Below are 16,097 nucleotides of genomic sequence, written 5' to 3'. Positions count from 1 at the left end.
GACGAACCGCGCCGCATGCTGGACTGATCGATGGCGCTCACTCGCAGCCCCTCGCTCAGGCGTGAACCGGCTGACGGCCAATGCCGTAATAGCTGAAGCCTTCACGCTTGACCTGCTCGCGGTCGTACTGGTTACGCCCGTCGATGATCAGCGGTGTATTCAACAGCTTCTTGAGCGCCCGGAAATCGGGACGGCGGAACGGCTTCCATTCGGTGACCAGGCACAGCGCGTCAGCATCGATGGCCGCTTCGTATTGGCCTTCAACGATCTGCAAAAGGCCGTCGGTGAACCAGCTCTCGGGGAATTCGCGACGGGCCGTTTCACGGGCGACCGGGTCGAACGCGCGGACCTTGGCGCCGGCATTGATCAGGCTGTTGATCAGTACGACGCTTGGCGCCTCGCGCATGTCGTCGGTACCGGGTTTGAACGCCAGTCCCCAGACCGCAAAGGTGCGGCCGCTCAGGTCGCCTTTGAAGTGGGTGGACAGCTTGTTGAACAGCGAATGTTTCTGCTGGTCGTTACGCGCCTCGACGGCCTGCAGTAGCTTGGGCTCGAAATCGTTCTGGTGCGCGATATTGATCAGCGCCTTGACGTCTTTCGGGAAGCAGGAGCCGCCGTAGCCGCAGCCGGCATAAATAAAGTGGTAGCCGATACGCTCGTCCGAGCCGATGCCCAGGCGCACGTTCTCGACGTCCACATCGAGACGCTCGCACAGGCTGGCGATCTCGTTCATGAACGAAATCTTGGTGGCGAGCATCGCATTGGCGGCGTACTTGGTCATCTCCGCGTCGCGAATCCCCATGAACATGGTGCGTGGACGATTGCGGATAAAGGGTGCATAGAGCGCGCTCATTACCTGGCGGGCGTGCTCATTGTCAGCACCGATAACGATGCGGTCCGGGTGCATGAAGTCGTTGACCGCCGCACCTTCCTTGAGGAACTCGGGGTTCGAGACGACTGAAAATTCGATCTCGACGCCACGCGCCACAAGCCGCTCGGTGATCGCTGCGCGCACCAGATCCGCCGTGCCCACCGGGACGGTCGATTTGTTCACCACGATCGCCGGGGCAGTCAACATGTCACCAATCTGCTTGGCGACTTCCAGCACGTAGCGCAAATCGGCGGAACCATCCTCGCCCGGCGGAGTGCCTACCGCGATGAAGAACACCTCGGATTGCTCGACCGCCTCGGACAGCGAGGTGGTGAAATGCAAACGGCCAGACTGATGGTTTTCGGTGACGATCTCTTCGAGGCCCGGCTCGTAGATCGGCAGAATGCCCTGCTTCAGGTTATCGATCTTGGTCTTGTCGACGTCGACGCAGTAGACCGTGTTACCCATCTCCGCGATACAGGCTCCGGTAACCAACCCGACGTAGCCGCTTCCAACGACGGTGATATTCATAGCAGGATCCTCGATTCAGACATTGATACAGGCGTGCCTCGGCGCGACCCTTTTCGGTGGCCGTTGGCGCAATTTTATTGCTTGGGCAGACAGTCAATCCGGGGCGGGCCAATCGCATGGCTGGACACACCCCGGTAAAGGATTAAACGAGCCGGATCACACCGTTTGTGGCTCGCTGTATCCGTAATGGTCGTAGTAGCCACGGAACTGGCCGTTCTTCTTGGCTTTCTCGATATCGACGTGGTTGAGCACTACGCCAGTGACCGGCGCGTTGCTGTTCTGCAGCTGGCTCACGCCTTTCTGCACGTGAGGTATCAGCGTGCTGTCGGACTTAACGACGTAGATCACCGCGTCGGCGAGCGTCGACAGAACGGCGGCATCGCTGACCGCCTGGCTCGGCGGCGAATCAATGATGATGCGGTCGTAACGGCCTTTGACCACTTCAAGCAGTTTGGCGAAGCGCGGCGAAGACAGCAGTTCCAGCGGATTGGATGGCACCGCACCGGCGGCGATCATGTCCACGTTGCCGACCGTATGGATGCAATCTTCGAGCTTGGCATTGCCACCGATCAGGTTAACCAGGCCAGGCGTGCCCGGCTTGAAGTCGAACGCCTTGTCGAGGGTTGCGCGGCGCAGGTCGGCATCGATCAGTAGCACGCGATGCAACTGCCCCATGGCAAACGCGAGGTTGGCGGAGACCGAACTCTTACCTTCCCCCGGCGCGGTCGAAGTGATGACCAGAACCTGACGAGGCTGGCTGGCCTCGGTCAGCAGCAGGTTGGTACGGATGGTCCGTACCGCTTCGCAAAAACGCTTGTCGCCGCTGCGCTCGAACAGATGGCTGACTTCCTTACGCAGCTTGCGCGGCACCTGCGGGACGATACCCATCACTGGCAGACCCAGCTTGGCCTCAACCTCTTCGGAGCTCTTGAAGGTGTTGTCGAGAATTTCGCGGATGATTGCCTGAGCAATACCCAGCACCAGCGCCAGGAACAACGCCACCACCAGAATTAGCTTCTTGTTCGGCGCGCTGGGTTCGGTTGGCGGGATGGCCGCATCGACCACGCGAGCATTGGTCGAACTCAGATCGGAGGTCGCGGTGGTTTCCTGCAGGCGAGTCATGAAGGTGTCGTAGAGCGCGCGGTCACTTTCGACCTCACGCTGAAGATCACGCACTTTGAACTCTTTGCGGGAGATGTCCTGGATCCGGTCCTTGTTCTCGTCGAAAGACGCCTTCAACGAACTCTCGTTGGCGACGGCCAACTGATAGTTGCGCTCGATGCTGGCGACGACCTGCTCGACCTGCTGCTTCAAGCTCGCGGTAGCGGCGTTCAAATCCGAGCGAGCCGAAACCATCGCCGGGTGACGATTGCCGTAGCGACGCGAAAGATCTTCGACGCGCGAACGGGCATGGGCCTGGTCAGCCTTGAACTGCTGGATCAGCGGGTGACCCAGAACAGCCGGTACGCTGGCCAGACGCTCCCAGCCTTGGCTGCGCATGGACTGGACCTGGCGGTACTGGCTTTCTGCCTCGGCACGCTGGCGACGTGCATCGATCATGCGATCACCGGTGAGCGACAGCTCGTTGGCGCTGATGGTGCCGACGCCATTGAGGTCGACCAGCCCTTCCGCGTCGAGATATGCCTGCAGGCGATCTTCCGAGGCCTGAAGATTCTCACGCAGGGAAACCAGGCGTTCATTCATCCAGCTGGCCGCCGTCATCGACATGTCGACCTTGGCTTCCAACTGCGCTTCGATATAGGCCTGCGCCAACTGGTTGGTGGCCTGTGCAGCGGTCAGGTTATCGGCCATGGACACTGCCAGATAAACCAGCTGGCTCTTGCCTTCAACCCAGACCGAAGTGCGCTCCATGAACTTCTGCGTGGCGTAATCCATGACCTCCGCTTCAGTGATCGGCTCGGGTTCTTCGCCCGTCAGCGTATCGATGAGACCACCAATATCAACCAGCGGGCCCGGCTGCTGACGCAGATCGAACTCGGGGTGCTCGGTCAGATTCAGGTCGCGCACGACACGCTCGGCAACGCCCCGGCTTTGCATCAGGCTGAGCTGCGTCTGCAGATACTCGCTAAGCTCGACGGGGGTATCGGCTGCCGGCTGGAACGATAGAACCGGTGTTCCCTTGGACTCGATGAGCACCGTAGCGACAGCCTTGTAGATCGGAGTCATGCGCGACAGCAGGAACAGGGTTAATACCGCAACGACCGCAACGAGCAGGATGATTCCCCACTTGCGCGACCAGATTGCATGCCAGATCTTTTTCAGATCTATGAAGTCGCTATCAGCCGCGGGCCCAGCGGGGCGCTGCCATGGTCGATCCGGGCGAACTGGGCTGTTCATCAGAAGAATCCTTCATCGATGTTGATCGTGTCGCCAGGGCGAACCAGGGTATTCATGGTGGCTTTCTCTTCCTCGCGGCTGCCTTGCGAGCCGCGCACGATAGTCATGCGTTTGGTCGAGGCACGCTCGGTCAGACCGCCCGCCAGCGCGATGGCGCGATCGAGCGTCAGGCCGGGCTGGAATGGATAACCACCTGGAAGCTTTACCTCACCCGCGATGTAGAACTCGCGATAGTTGGCAACCGATACCGACACGCGGGGGTCAACCAGATAGCCATCCTTCAGCTTCTCGACCAGTAGATTGCGAACTTCGCCCGGTGTTTTGCCATTGGCATCTACCTCGCCAATGAAGGGGAAGGTGAACGTGCCGGCATCGGTCAGACGTAGCTCTTCGAAGGTCAGGTCCGGCTCGCCATGCACATTGATGCGAATGACATCACCCGAGCCCAACTGGTATTGCGCAGCGGCGGCGCCGGCGCTGAACGCCAGCATCAGCAGCAGTGAAAAAAGTTTGAACATGTTCGGGATGCGCATTGGCGGCTCCTCCTTAGGCACTGGTTAACGTCCTACCTGGGCTCAGAGGCTCAGGTCGAAACTCAGCAGGTAAACGTTACGGTCGTAGGTTTCCGAGCTCAGGCTGGAGTCGTTTTCCGTCCTGAGGTAGGAAAGGGTTACGTCGACCCAGCGATCCGGAGACCAGGTAACACCGGCGCCATAGCCCGTGCGTTCGTCGTCCCGGTTAATCCCTTCGTACTCGCGATCCGAAAAGCGGTAGAGCAGCTCGGTCGAGATCCGCGACGTCCACTCGTGATCCCAAGAGGCGATAGTCGTCCAGTCGTTGATGGTGCTGGCCCCGTCATCGCCTTCGTCGAAGGCGCGGCGAGAATTAATGGTGAACGCCGAATAGCTACGCGGCTTGTAGGTGACACCGACTTCCCACATGGGGCTGGTGAAGTCCTCACGCTGATCGCTGTCGAAGTCCTTGCGCTCGGCGCCCAGCTTGAACGTGCCGGAGGTCTTCGAGGTCGCGTCCCAGGTAGCACCGCCAAGCAATGCCACGTTGGTGCTGTCGCGCAACGCGCTGGAGAGCTTGTAGTCGTGGTCGGTATGGCGAACTTCAACCAGCGAACGGGTCTTGGAACCCAGCCGATGGAACCAGATGGAGTTGAACATCAGGCTGTCGCGTTCTTCCGACGCATTGATGTTGCCGCTGTTGTGGTAACGACGCTGCTCGTAGTGCGTGCCGAACTCCAGCTGGTTGCGAGCAGTGCGGGCACCGAAACGATAAGCTGCCTGGGCAACGGCAGTGCTGTACTTGTCGTTCTCGGTGTTGACCTCCGTGTCGGCGGTCTCTTCCACACGGTGATAGGCAAGCCCCCAGGTCAGGCGATGCCGGGAGGTGAATTCCATGGCGCTTCTGAGCCGCAAATGGTGGTCGGTGTTGCTGGCTTCGGAATCCGAATGGAAGATGTCGCTGTTGAACGAGTATTCGAGTTCGTATTCGCTGTTGCGATTACCTGTCCCAAGCACGAACGTTGGATTAATGCCGGTGACCCAGGACGCCTGTTCGTTGTCCGACAGGCCACGATAGTTGTCGTCATAACTTTCTCGAACCACCAGCGTCGGGGTGAACTCGAACCCACCCAGCTGAATGTAACGGGGCTCTCGCTCGCTCTGCGCCCAACTCTGGGTAGCTGCAAGGCACAGCAGCGTTAAGCATGGAAGCGTGATCTTCCTCATATGGAATCCCTTCTCGGAGATAAATTGTTGTACATACCCGCCCTCTGGCCGCGTCGCCTGGCTGCTGTGAGGAGGCATAGACACGCAACAGACCGCAAATATCCCCGACAGTTGCACATTCGATCAGCGGGCCTCTTTTCGGTCGTCAACCGCTTTTCTGTTGCAGCAGGCCTGATACAGCCATTTCAAATACGCTACCGCTCCAGGCACGGCGCCTGTGACGGAACATCCGGTGACCACTTGCCCACAACCAAGCTGCGCTCAGCGCTCGATCACTGGATCGAGCGCTGGCGAAACGTAGCGTTGGCTTAGGTCTTGTTATTAGCGCGGCAGCATCGTGCCGTGCGGCGCGGGACAGCGCCGATGTCATACACGAAGAAAACAGGCGTCCAGAACAGAACAGATGGTTAAGCTCTGAACCTGCAAGACAATGCGATACACATCCCTGCCAGCATCCAGAGCGGCCTTTCCGCTAGGCTCCCACACGCCTAGATACATCAGGGACCCTCTCTGGACCCGGCGTGAGAGCAGCGAGTTCCGTGTCGTGAGCCTGAATAAGATTAGCCGAGGATCAGCGGTCAGCAGGCTGCCGCTTGATGGGACGAGACAGGGCTGCAACGGCCTCGATCAGATGGACGAGACGCTACAACCCTTAGCACTAGGGGCAGCGAGCCGATGCATCGACTCGCCATCCGGCGCCGAACGAACACACTGCTAACTGCAGCGATGCCAAGGGCAGGCAACGGTATCGCCCGGCCTGCTCAGGCGAGCTCGATACGATCAGGATGGATAACGATGCGCCCCTGCTTGTACAGGCCGCCGATGGCTTTCTTGAAGTTGCCCTTGCTGACCCCGAACAGGCGTGCGATTTCGTCTGCGGCGGTCTTGTCGCTGACGGGCAGGCTGCCCTGGTTTTCCTGCAGCTTCTGCAGAATCAGCGCCTGCAATGCATCAGCCGCCTCGCTGCCCACCGGCTGAAGGCTCAGACTGATCTTGCCGTCCGCGCGAACTTCCTTGATGTAGCCCTTCTCGCGGATGCCGCCACGCAGGAACTTGAAAGCCTCGTTCTTGTGGATCAGGCCCCAGTGTTTGCCGTTGATGATCGCCTTGTGCCCCAGGTCAGTGGGCTCCACCACCAACAGGTCAACGGCTTCGCCAACCTTGTAGCGCGCGGGCGTCTTGTCCAGGTAACGGTCCAACCGTGCGGTAGCGGTGATGCGACGGGTGTGTTTGTCGAGGTAGACGTGAACGACACAATAATCGCCCTCGTTGAGCGGCCGCTTTTCTTCAGAGTGAGGCAGCAGCAGATCCTTGGGCAGCCCCCAGTCGAGAAACAGCCCGATCCGGTTGATCTCGACGACCTTGAGGCTAGCGAATTCGCCGACTTGCACCTTGGGTTTCTCGGTGGTCGCGATGAGCTTGTCTTCACTGTCGAGGTAGATGAAGACGTTCAGCCAGTCATCGACTTCCGTCGGCGTGTTTTTCGGAATGTAGCGGTTGGGCAGCAGGATTTCGCCATCCGGACCGCCATCCAGATAAAGACCGAAACCGGTGTGCTTGACGATTTGCAGGCTGTTGAAGCGCCCGATTGCGGCCATGTAGCGATTCCTCTGGGTCGAAGGCGGCGATTCTAGCAGGCCACCCGCTTGCCGCGTGCGCACCACTGCGGCGCGCGCGCAGCAACGCCGTTATCGCGGCAGTGCGTAGGCGATGACCGAATCCCCGGCCTTGGTGCCGAGCGACCCGTGACCGCCGGCAACGACCACGACCATCTGGCGCCCCGAACGGCTCTGATAGGTCATCGGCGTCGCCTGGCCTCCCGCTGGCAACCGTGCCCGCCAAAGCTGCTTACCGGTGGTGACGTCATAGGCACGCACGTAGTAATCCAGCGTACTGGAGAGGAACGCCACCCCGCCCGCAGTGATCACCGGCCCGCCCAGACTCGGCACACCCATTTCGAAAGGCAGCGGCACCGGTGCCCGGTCACGCACCGTACCGTTCTTGCGCAGCCAATGGGTTTTACCCGTGCGCAGGTCGGCGCCCGCCACGTAACCCCATGGCGGCGCAGTGCACGGCAGACCAATCGGCGACACGAATGGCTTCAGGTCCACCGCAAACGGCGCGCCGAAGTTTTCGTTCAGGTGCGGTTCGCTGTCGGAGACGTAAGCCTTCTCGTCGTTCTCGCGCGGAATCAACGTTGAGGTGAAAGCCAGGTAGGACGGTGCGCTAAACACCATCTGCCGGACCGGATCGACAGCTACCCCTCCCCAGTTGAACACCCCGAAATTGCCAGGGTAGACCAGCGAACCCTGGGTCGAAGGCGGCGTGTAACGCCCTTCATAACGCAACGAATTAAACTGGATGTGACACATCATCTGATCAATGAAGGTCGCACCCCACAAATCGGAATCCTGCAGCTTCGGCGGCTCGTACGACAGTGCCGACACAGGTTGAGTAGCAGCGGCATAATCGCCCTTCGCGGCACCTTGCGGCGCGGGCACCTCGCGCACCGGCAGCACTGGCTCGCCCGTGCGGCGATCCAGTACATAGATGTCGCCTTGTTTGGTCGGCTGAACGAGTGCGGGGACCATGCCCGACTCGGTCTGGATGTCGACCAGACTTGGCTGTGCCGGCACATCCATATCCCAGAGATCATGGTGCACGGTCTGAAACACCCAGCGCAGCTGCCCAGTTTCCAGATCCAGCGCGACAATAGACGAAGCGAAGCGCTCGGTATTCTCGCTGCGGTTGCCGCCCCACTGATCCGGAACCTGATTGCCCATCGGCACGAAAACCAGCCCCAGCTCCTCGTCAGCGCTGGAGATGCTCCAGCTGTTCGGCGTGCTCTCGCTGTAGGTTTCGCCTGGCGCGATGGGTGCGGTCTGCTCGGGATTGCCCGGGTCCCAGTTCCACTTCAGTTCACCAGTGATCGCGTCATACGCGCGGATAACGCCAGATGGCTCGGTGGTCGAGACGTTGTCGTTGACCGCCCCGCCGACGATAACCAGGTCATTAGCCACAACCGGTGGCGAGGTGGAGTAGTAGAAACCCTCCTTGACGTTCGGCATGTTCTTCCACAAATTCACCGCGCCGTTTTCGCCAAATGATTCGCAGACCTTGCCGGTCTCTGGGTCCAAGGCGATCAGGCGCGCATCCGCTGTGGGCATGAACAGGCGCTGCTGACAGGCCTGTCCCTCCATGGGGGTCTGACTGGTGTGATAGGAAAGCCCGCGACACGTCAGATGCTGCCGATTGGTTGAATCCGGAACCTCAGGGTCGAAGCGCCAGCGCTCTTCCCCGGTCTCGGCATCCAACGCGATCACGAAGTTGTGCGGCGTGCAGATGAACAGGCTGTCATCGATCTTGAGCGGCGTGACTTCGTAGGTGGTCTCGTTGGGATCGCTTGGACGTCGCATGTCGCCGGTGTGGTAATGCCAGACCTTTTCCAACCGCTCGACGTTGCTTGGCGTGATTTGCGCGAGCGGTGAGTAGCGCATGCCGTGCTGGGTGCGACCGTAAGCATGCCAATCGCTGGCCGGCACGTTATCAGCGGTGTTCACCTCAGCCGCTGGCGCAGCAGCCAAAGGCGGCGGCAGCATGCCTTTGATGTCACTGCTGTCGGAGGTCAAGGCGTGCAGAGCCGTCGCGCCCCATAGTGCCACGGCTATCATCAGCGGGATTGCGCTACCGCCCCAGGCGCGCGCACCGAAGTGCTGCCAACCCAGTCGCTGGGCGACCCAGGGCGTCAGGAACCACAGCCCAAGCGGGCCAATAATGCTGGCGCGCGGTGCCAGTTGCCACCAGTCGAAGCCGACCTCGTAAATTGCCCAGCCCAGCGCGCCAAGCATCATTAGCGCGTAGACCCAAAGCGCCGCGCGGCGCCGAGCTAACAGCAAAGCGCCCGTAAGCAGAAAACCGACCGCGAGGATTGCAAAATACCAGGTACCGCCGAGCGCGATGACTTTCCAGCCCCCGACTGCAAGCGCCAGGCCCAGGATGATGCACAGAATTGCACTAATGACGACCGCCACTCTCCGCTCCTTTTCCATTTTTCCGGGGCTGGAGATGACGAAACAAATAACTTTGCCGCGAGCGTCCCCTGCCTGTATTTGTGCCGGGGCAGACGATCGCTTCGCCAGACCCGATATTGAGTGGACCGGCGGTGGGCGAGAATGCTCCCCCATCCAGGCGAAAAATCGCAGACGCGTTTTATTGACGGCCTACGCCTGCTACCGCACGCGCTGCCCATCTTTTGAGTCCCAGGCAACGACAGTGGCAACGAGCCGGGTGAACAGGTGCAAAGAAGAAACGCACGCAGTATTCAAGGCCGGCGAAAAATCGAACAAAAATTAGCCAGATCTGTATAATGTCCGGTTCGACTGACCAAAGGAACCAGATGACGATGGCCTCCAAGACCACCACCGCCAAGCGTAAACCCGAACCCGCCAGTGAAACCAGCGCATCACTAGCCAGCCAGATGGCAGCCTTCCTCAAGGCCGGCGGCGAAGTCCAGAAGATCCCCAACGGGGTCAGCGGCCAGACTCAGGGCCCTTCGCGCCAGATCACCATCAGCAAGAAGTAACCTCCGCAACACCTAACCTAGTAAGCGAGCCCCACTGCTTTAGCCGTTTGCAGTGGCTCGCCAGGTTTCCCCTTCCGAAACACCGAGCCCGCCATGACAGACCCGATACGCTTGTCCAAACGCCTCGCCGAGCAGATCGGTTGTTCCCGGCGCGAGGCCGAACTGTATATCGAGGGAGGCTGGGTCAGTGTCGACGGGCATATCATCGAAGCGCCCTATTTCAAGGTCGACGAGCAGCACATCGAACTGCTGCCCGGCGCCACCGCGACTGAACAGCCGCCGGTCACGCTGATGTTGCACAAACCCGCCGGCCAGCCCACCACTACAGAACCTGCCGACGCGCTGAGGCAACTTGCCGAGGCCGGCCATTGGAGCGGCGACAGCTCGCGCCTGGCACCTCGCGGGCGCCATTTCGCGCGCCAGACCGCCCTGCTGCCGCTGGAGCAGGACATCAGCGGGCTGGTGATATTCAGCCAGCAACGCGACGTGATTCGGAAACTGGCCGATCCACGCGACATGCTAGAGCAGGAGTACATCGTCGAAGTCGCTGGCGAACCGGAGGAAGGCGGCCTGGCGTTGCTGGGCAAAGGGATCGGCCATCGCGGCAGGGTTCTGCCCAAAGCGAAGGCCAGTTGGCAGAACGAGACCCGCCTGCGCGTCGTGCTTAAGAATCCCCAGGCCGGCGATATGCGTCAGCTCTGCGAAGCCATCGGCTTGGAAATGCTCAACTGCAAGCGAATACGGATCGGCCGCCTGTCGATGGCCAAGCTGCCGGTCGGAGAGTGGCGTTTTCTCGGCGAGCATGAACGCTTCTAGCCTAGCGACGTCTCTTGCATAACCCCTGACGGCTCGCACCTGGCGATCGCTGGACTATGCTGGTGCCAATGTACCGGATACAAACATCAGCTGCCGGCCGCCGCGCCAGGCCCTGATTGCCGCATTTCGCTATTCCGAGATACAGGATCACCATGCACAGATTCGTCCTGTTGCTGACGTTCGTTCTGTTGCCCTCGATCAGCGGGGCTCAACAACGAGTCGAGGTGTGGACGTATCATTTTTCACCACCATTCATTCTCGAAGACGGCGAGGGACTTTCGCATGCCTTCGTCGACCTGCTCAACAACGACGCCGCTAACAACCAGCGCTTTCGCTTCGAGCTGGTCAAATTGCCGCGCAAGCGCGTCGATATACGGCTAGCACGAGAGCGACCTGGCGTTTTGCTCTGGGCCACTCCGAACTTCTTCACTGCCGAGCAAGCAGCCAACGGTAAATGGTCAAGGCCGCTACTGATCGATCAACAGGACTTTGTTTCGCTGCCCGATGCCCCCTTTGAATATGAAAACCCCGAATCGCTACACAACCTTGTCTTGGGAGGCGTGCTCGGGCACCGATACGAAGGGCTCGAAGCGGATATCGCCAGCGGTGCAATCAAGCGCCAGAACGCCCAAGGCGACCTGCAAAACCTCGAGAAGCTGCTCTCAGGTCGCATCGGCACTTTGCTGATTCCACGCTCCACCTGGCTCTACTACCGTAAAGAGAAAAAGCTCCAGGATTTGTACGTCTCGAATACGCCGCTGTACCAGTTCACTCGGCATCTATGGGTCGCCGATGCGCTTGGCCAGGCTGCCACCCAGTATCTCGCCCGATTCGTGGAGAACTTGCCAGAGAACCCCAAGTGGCAGATCCTCCTGTTCCATTACGGACTGCAGCCCATTGCCACTGCGCAGTAAAACAGGCTGAACAGTTATGCCATACGCGGGTCAGAACACGCGCTGACACACTAAATAATAGAGAGAACAAGGCAGCAATGAAGAACGCACTGGTGATCGGACTGCTCGTTGTGCTGGGCGGCTGCGCCTCTCAGCCATGTGACCAATATGGCAGCGACGGCAGTTGTCGCGCAGAGCGGCTGCTCTATCAGAACGATTTGCTACAGGCCAAGATCCTCATTTCCATCGGCGACGAAAACGGCTATGAACTGGCCGATGCGCTGCTCGAGCGCAGCGCTCGCCTCGATGAACGAGGCGAGACAGAGTTCTACCAGGCGCTACTGTTGATCCGTCAGGGCCCACAACCGGAACAGGTCCTGCGCCTGCTCGAACAGGCCAGCACCAAGGGCCACCCGCACGCCGTAGCGCTGCTATACAAAATCTACCAGGAACCCTACCTGCTGGATGAGCGCAACGCTGTCAAGGCCGAAGAATATCGCCAGGCCTATGCCGGGCTGGACGTTGCGCAGAGTGGCTATCCTTCGTTCGAGAAAGCCTTGGAGCTGATTTCCCAGCTCGTCGAGCCGCCTCCGCCGCTCCCGGAAAGAGGCGATCCCTGCGCTAATCAATGCCTCTGACGGCCATCACTGCGGCGTAGGTGTCTGCGAGACCTTGGGGTCTTGCTCCCCATCCAGCACTGCCTGCGCTTCCGCTTCGGTGGCGTACGGGCCGGCAATCGTTTGCCCATCAATCTCGACCACCCAACAAGTGACCCAGGTTGGCCGCCAACCCTGAGGTACTTCATCTCCGGTCAGATGCTTGATCCTGCGTTGCATATTCACCTCCGCTATTTGCTGTCAGCTTCCGAGCGTCGCGCTTGCGGCGCTCTCTTGAACTAGGACCACAACCGCCGGCGTTTTCTCGCAGAAACAAGCCGTTGCTGTTTCGCCTCGAACTGACGAGGTACTTGCGGCTCTACAGAACAACGCAACCGAAACCCGCATCGACAACCCGACGAGGACTGCAATGCAGATCAGCCAGGTGCTTGGGCGTAAATCGATTCTGGTCCTGCTGGCGTGTGCCGTTGTGCTGTCCGGCTGCAGCCGCATGAATCTGGCCTACCGAAACCTGGATCTGCTGATCCCCTGGTCGCTCAACGATTACCTGGACATGAATCGTGACCAGCAGACGCGCTTTCGTGCGCAGCTGCGGGAGCACATCAGCTGGCACTGCCGTACTCAGCTACCCGGCTATCTGGATCTCATCGAGCGCGTGCAGGCTCAGGTCCGCCGGGGCTCGCTGAATGAGTCCGCGCTACGAGCGCACTATGAGAAAGCCCAAGAGGCGATTCAAACGATCGCGCTGGAAATCACCCCAACGACCGTTCAACTGCTTCGTGACCTTGAAGACCGCCAGGTGCGTGAACTGGACGAACAGTTTGAGAAAGACCTCCAAGAGCGCGAGAAGAAATACTTGGAACCACCGGTGGACCAGCAAATCCGTAAGCGAGCCGACCGTATGCAAGAACGCGTCGAGCAATGGTTAGGCAAAGCCAGCGCCGCTCAACGCCAACGCATCCAGGAGTGGGCTAGAGCGCTTAGCGAGCAGAATCAGCTCTGGCTCGATAACCGCGCCCAGTGGCAGCGATCACTGGTCGACGCCGTTCGCAATCGGGAACAGGCAAATTTTGACGAGCGCATCGCCCGGCTGCTTCAAGATCGTGAGGTCTATTGGACGGCGCCCTATCGCGCCGCCTTTCCGGCCGTCGAACAGGCCACAATCGACCTGGTGATCGACCTGTACGACATGGCTGACGCGACCCAGCGTCGTCATCTTGATGAGCGTCTGCAGGATATGAGGCGCGACCTCAGCTCGTTGGATTGCCTGCCGGCGACTCGCTGACCAGCCGCCGCCGGCATATGAAACGCTAACGGCGCCGGCGAGCCAGTAGCAGCCCGACTACGCCCGCTGCGGCAATTCCCCCCGCTAGTAACAAACTGCGCTGCGGCTTTTCATCACTGCGCCAGCCACCATCGATTCGACGCTCGCCCAACGCCGGATGGAACAGGTTGCCCGAGGACGGCGCGACACGGTCGGCACGGCCCAAGGCAGCACCGGTCAGCAGGCCGGACAAGCGGTCGAAGCCTGGCGTAATGAAATGGGCGAAACGAAGCAGCGTCGCCGTCAGCCCAACGGATGTCGTATGCCGCGGATGCAGGGCGAGACTGACCATCGCGTCGGCCACCTGACGGGGATCGCACAGTGGCGGTGGCGGCTGCAGCGAGCGACCGGCGAAATTGCCGCCGTCCCGGAAACCGGGGGTATCCACCATCGAGGGGTACACATCGCAGACATGAATGCCCGGCCACTGCGCCAGCTCGCCACGCAGCGCATGGGAAAACCCGCGCAGCCCGAATTTGCTCGCCGAGTACGCCACCGCGTAAGGCTGCGGTACCCAGCTACCCACCGACTGCGTATTGATCAGCACGCCGCCGTGCTGCTGTTTGAAATACGGTAGGACGACATGGGCCCCGCGCAGATAACCGATCAGATCCGTCTGCACCACCTGCTCGTGCGCATCCATTGGCGTCTCGTCGAAGGCCCCGACAGCACCGACCCCGGCGTTATTGATCCAGATATCGATACGCCCGCGACCAAACTCGGCCGCCGCGCTGGCCAGTTGCTCGACCGAATCGCTGAGCGTCACGTCGGTCGGCACCACCAGCGCCTCGGCGCCCAAAGCGCGGCATTCATTGGCCACTTCGTGCAGCGCTTCCTCGTCGCGCGCTGCCAGAACCACTCGGGCCTGCTCACGCGCAAACGCCTGCGCTGCGGCGCGGCCGATACCGCTGGAGGCGCCAGTGATGACCACTACCACGCCGTCGAGTCTGGACTCGCTCATGTTCGCTTCTCCGGTTTGCTGTCAGTCATAAGCTGACAGCTACCGTGAGACAAACATTCCCCCGCCTCGTCCAGCAAGCGGAGTTTCAGACCATCTGCAATGGGCGTGGACGCGACGGGGGCGGAAAGGCCTCGTCGAGCAGGGCCAGGTCATCGGTGTGCAACGTCAACTCCGCCGCGCTGGCGTTTGCTCGAAGATGGGCCGGGTTTGATGACTTTGGAATCACCAGCACGTTGGGCTGACGCAGCGCCCATGCCAGTGCAATCTGGGCGGGCTGTGCGTTATACCGCTGGGCCACTTCCAGCATCGTCTGGTGGCGCAACAGATCCCCGCCCTGTCCTATCGGGCAGTAGGCCATGACGGGCATTCCCTGCGCCTGACACCAGGGCAGCAGATCGAATTCGATGCCTCGCTCCTGCGGGTTGTAGAGCACCTGATTGACAGCACAGTCCGGCGCATCCAGCTCGCGCATGTCGTCCAGATCCAGGTTGGATACACCCCAACGGCGAATCTTGCCCGCGTCTTTCAATCGCTCGAACGCTTCGACCGTTTCCGCCAGCGGATACTGCCCGCGCCAATGCAGCAGATATAGATCGATGCACTCGGTCCCCAGCCGCCGCAGACTGCGCTCACAGGCTTCGGGCACGCCTTTGCGGCTGGCGTTGTGCGGATAGACCTTGCTGACCAGAAAGACCTGATCACGGCAATTGCGGACCGCCTCGCCGACCACCTCTTCAGCACCGCCTTCGCCGTACATCTCTGCGGTATCGATCAGCGTCATGCCCAGCTCGATGCCCAGTTGCAGGGCGGCTACCTGATTGCTGCGCTCGGCCGGGTTCTCGCCCATGTGCCAGGTGCCTTGCCCCACCACGGGAACGCTAGCGCCGTCGGCGAATTTGAGGTTACGCATCAGCAGTCCCCCCGCGGTGCGTTCTGCTCAGCAACCGGCTTGGCCCACGGATCGTAGGTGCCGAAGTTCCACAGATGCCCCTCAAGGTCGCGACAACTGAAACCACGACCGCCATAGTCTTCGTCCTTCAGTTCGACAACGATCTCCGCGCCGGCTGCCTTGGCCTTGGTATAGAGGGCGTCGGCACTGTTGACGATCACATAGATGCTTTGGGTCGAGACGCCACCGACCTCGTCCGGCTGCTTGACCTGGCGACCGTAGTCCGAATCGGCCACCGGCCCCAGCATCAGCATGCCGCTGCCGAAACTGAGCTGCGCGTGGATGACCCCGACTTGCGTGTCTTCGACTACGCGCTGCTGCTCGAAATCAAAAACCTGGCAAAGCCATTTCAGCGCCGCGGGCACATCCCGATAGCGCAGACAGGGAATCAGATTGGAGGTGGTGTTCTTGCTGTACAGAGACATGAGCGCTCCTTTCGGTTGCCGCGGCTGCGCC

General features: G+C 60.5%; 15 protein-coding genes. 5 read left to right on the top strand and 10 right to left on the bottom strand.

Going from position 1 to position 16,097, the window contains the following annotated elements; all coding sequences use genetic code 11:
• Positions 1 to 55: 55 nt before the first annotated feature.
• The 6 genes from ACQKEK_RS01580 to ACQKEK_RS01555 all read right to left on the bottom strand — a co-directional run bounded on the left by ACQKEK_RS01580 (position 56) and on the right by ACQKEK_RS01555 (position 9,530).
• Positions 56 to 1,402 (bottom strand): UDP-glucose dehydrogenase family protein, encoded by a 1,347-nt coding sequence (locus ACQKEK_RS01580; protein ID WP_499140858.1) that lies wholly within the window; start codon positions 1,400 to 1,402, stop codon positions 56 to 58.
• A gap of 156 nt (positions 1,403 to 1,558) precedes the next feature.
• On the bottom strand, positions 1,559 to 3,760 hold the full coding sequence (locus ACQKEK_RS01575) for a GumC family protein (protein WP_499140857.1): 2,202 nt from the start codon (positions 3,758 to 3,760) through the stop codon (positions 1,559 to 1,561).
• Positions 3,760 to 4,293: a polysaccharide biosynthesis/export family protein gene (locus ACQKEK_RS01570; RefSeq protein ID WP_045429129.1), complete on the bottom strand. Its 534-nt coding sequence runs from the start codon at positions 4,291 to 4,293 to the stop codon at positions 3,760 to 3,762. Before ACQKEK_RS01570 ends, ACQKEK_RS01575 begins: the two co-directional genes overlap by 1 nt.
• A gap of 42 nt (positions 4,294 to 4,335) precedes the next feature.
• Complete coding sequence (locus ACQKEK_RS01565) at positions 4,336 to 5,499, bottom strand: outer membrane beta-barrel protein (protein ID WP_499140856.1); 1,164 nt, start codon at positions 5,497 to 5,499, stop codon at positions 4,336 to 4,338.
• 761 nt (positions 5,500 to 6,260) lie between these two features.
• Positions 6,261 to 7,097 (bottom strand): CvfB family protein, encoded by an 837-nt coding sequence (locus ACQKEK_RS01560; protein ID WP_499140855.1) that lies wholly within the window; start codon positions 7,095 to 7,097, stop codon positions 6,261 to 6,263.
• Between the two features lie 90 nt (positions 7,098 to 7,187).
• Complete coding sequence (locus tag ACQKEK_RS01555; protein ID WP_499140854.1) at positions 7,188 to 9,530, bottom strand: glucose/quinate/shikimate family membrane-bound PQQ-dependent dehydrogenase; 2,343 nt, start codon at positions 9,528 to 9,530, stop codon at positions 7,188 to 7,190.
• A 371-nt stretch (positions 9,531 to 9,901) separates the two neighbouring features.
• Here ACQKEK_RS01555 and ACQKEK_RS01550 point away from each other — a divergent pair, with 371 nt between their 5' ends.
• The 4 genes from ACQKEK_RS01550 to ACQKEK_RS01535 all read left to right on the top strand — a co-directional run bounded on the left by ACQKEK_RS01550 (position 9,902) and on the right by ACQKEK_RS01535 (position 12,428).
• Positions 9,902 to 10,081, top strand: coding sequence for a PFL_1563 family small protein (locus tag ACQKEK_RS01550; RefSeq protein WP_499141329.1), 180 nt, complete (start codon positions 9,902 to 9,904; stop codon positions 10,079 to 10,081).
• A gap of 93 nt (positions 10,082 to 10,174) precedes the next feature.
• Positions 10,175 to 10,897 carry an RNA pseudouridine synthase gene (locus tag ACQKEK_RS01545; RefSeq protein ID WP_499140853.1) on the top strand — a complete coding sequence of 241 codons (723 nt, stop codon included), beginning with the start codon at positions 10,175 to 10,177 and terminating at the stop codon, positions 10,895 to 10,897.
• A gap of 152 nt (positions 10,898 to 11,049) precedes the next feature.
• Positions 11,050 to 11,811, top strand: a complete 762-nt coding sequence (locus ACQKEK_RS01540; protein WP_499140852.1) for a transporter substrate-binding domain-containing protein — start codon at positions 11,050 to 11,052, stop codon at positions 11,809 to 11,811.
• A 77-nt stretch (positions 11,812 to 11,888) separates the two neighbouring features.
• The gene (locus tag ACQKEK_RS01535) at positions 11,889 to 12,428 is read left to right on the top strand and encodes a hypothetical protein (protein ID WP_499140851.1); all 540 of its coding nucleotides are present in this window, start codon (positions 11,889 to 11,891) and stop codon (positions 12,426 to 12,428) included.
• A 6-nt stretch (positions 12,429 to 12,434) separates the two neighbouring features.
• Here the strand turns inward: ACQKEK_RS01535 and ACQKEK_RS01530 are convergent, their stop codons facing one another.
• Complete coding sequence (locus tag ACQKEK_RS01530; protein ID WP_499140850.1) at positions 12,435 to 12,626, bottom strand: hypothetical protein; 192 nt, start codon at positions 12,624 to 12,626, stop codon at positions 12,435 to 12,437.
• Between the two features lie 190 nt (positions 12,627 to 12,816).
• Between ACQKEK_RS01530 and ACQKEK_RS01525 the strand changes: the two genes are divergently transcribed.
• Positions 12,817 to 13,692, top strand: coding sequence for a DUF6279 family lipoprotein (locus ACQKEK_RS01525; protein ID WP_499140849.1), 876 nt, complete (start codon positions 12,817 to 12,819; stop codon positions 13,690 to 13,692).
• A gap of 25 nt (positions 13,693 to 13,717) precedes the next feature.
• On the opposite strand, the gene ACQKEK_RS01520 is transcribed toward ACQKEK_RS01525, so the two are convergent.
• The 3 genes from ACQKEK_RS01520 to ACQKEK_RS01510 all read right to left on the bottom strand — a co-directional run bounded on the left by ACQKEK_RS01520 (position 13,718) and on the right by ACQKEK_RS01510 (position 16,066).
• Positions 13,718 to 14,692, bottom strand: a complete 975-nt coding sequence (locus ACQKEK_RS01520; RefSeq protein ID WP_046162096.1) for an SDR family oxidoreductase — start codon at positions 14,690 to 14,692, stop codon at positions 13,718 to 13,720.
• Positions 14,693 to 14,777: 85 nt separating this feature from the next.
• On the bottom strand, positions 14,778 to 15,602 hold the full coding sequence (locus ACQKEK_RS01515; RefSeq protein ID WP_499140848.1) for an aldo/keto reductase: 825 nt from the start codon (positions 15,600 to 15,602) through the stop codon (positions 14,778 to 14,780).
• The gene (locus tag ACQKEK_RS01510; RefSeq protein WP_499140847.1) at positions 15,602 to 16,066 is read right to left on the bottom strand and encodes a VOC family protein; all 465 of its coding nucleotides are present in this window, start codon (positions 16,064 to 16,066) and stop codon (positions 15,602 to 15,604) included. Before ACQKEK_RS01510 ends, ACQKEK_RS01515 begins: the two co-directional genes overlap by 1 nt.
• Positions 16,067 to 16,097: the final 31 nt, after the last annotated feature.

The sequence above is a fragment of the Pseudomonas sp. NPDC077408 genome (assembly GCF_050269105.1).
Classification (GTDB): Bacteria; Pseudomonadota; Gammaproteobacteria; order Pseudomonadales; family Pseudomonadaceae; genus Stutzerimonas.
Note: the sequence above shows the minus strand (reverse complement) of the source record. Positions and strands in the feature narration are given on the sequence as shown.

What these genes read in the sequence shown, in the direction of transcription:
- ACQKEK_RS01520 (WP_046162096.1), bottom strand. Translation starts at nt 14,692, where the DNA reads ATGAGCGAGTCCAGACTCGACGGCGTGGTAGTGGTCATCACTGGCGCC.
- ACQKEK_RS01510 (WP_499140847.1), bottom strand. Translation starts at nt 16,066, where the DNA reads ATGTCTCTGTACAGCAAGAACACCACCTCCAATCTGATTCCCTGTCTG.
- ACQKEK_RS01535 (WP_499140851.1), top strand. Translation starts at nt 11,889, where the DNA reads ATGAAGAACGCACTGGTGATCGGACTGCTCGTTGTGCTGGGCGGCTGC.
- ACQKEK_RS01545 (WP_499140853.1), top strand. Translation starts at nt 10,175, where the DNA reads ATGACAGACCCGATACGCTTGTCCAAACGCCTCGCCGAGCAGATCGGT.
- ACQKEK_RS01525 (WP_499140849.1), top strand. Translation starts at nt 12,817, where the DNA reads ATGCAGATCAGCCAGGTGCTTGGGCGTAAATCGATTCTGGTCCTGCTG.
- ACQKEK_RS01565 (WP_499140856.1), bottom strand. Translation starts at nt 5,499, where the DNA reads ATGAGGAAGATCACGCTTCCATGCTTAACGCTGCTGTGCCTTGCAGCT.
- ACQKEK_RS01550 (WP_499141329.1), top strand. Translation starts at nt 9,902, where the DNA reads ATGGCCTCCAAGACCACCACCGCCAAGCGTAAACCCGAACCCGCCAGT.
- ACQKEK_RS01515 (WP_499140848.1), bottom strand. Translation starts at nt 15,602, where the DNA reads ATGCGTAACCTCAAATTCGCCGACGGCGCTAGCGTTCCCGTGGTGGGG.
- ACQKEK_RS01575 (WP_499140857.1), bottom strand. Translation starts at nt 3,760, where the DNA reads ATGAACAGCCCAGTTCGCCCGGATCGACCATGGCAGCGCCCCGCTGGG.
- ACQKEK_RS01580 (WP_499140858.1), bottom strand. Translation starts at nt 1,402, where the DNA reads ATGAATATCACCGTCGTTGGAAGCGGCTACGTCGGGTTGGTTACCGGA.
- ACQKEK_RS01530 (WP_499140850.1), bottom strand. Translation starts at nt 12,626, where the DNA reads ATGCAACGCAGGATCAAGCATCTGACCGGAGATGAAGTACCTCAGGGT.
- ACQKEK_RS01560 (WP_499140855.1), bottom strand. Translation starts at nt 7,097, where the DNA reads ATGGCCGCAATCGGGCGCTTCAACAGCCTGCAAATCGTCAAGCACACC.
- ACQKEK_RS01540 (WP_499140852.1), top strand. Translation starts at nt 11,050, where the DNA reads ATGCACAGATTCGTCCTGTTGCTGACGTTCGTTCTGTTGCCCTCGATC.
- ACQKEK_RS01570 (WP_045429129.1), bottom strand. Translation starts at nt 4,293, where the DNA reads ATGCGCATCCCGAACATGTTCAAACTTTTTTCACTGCTGCTGATGCTG.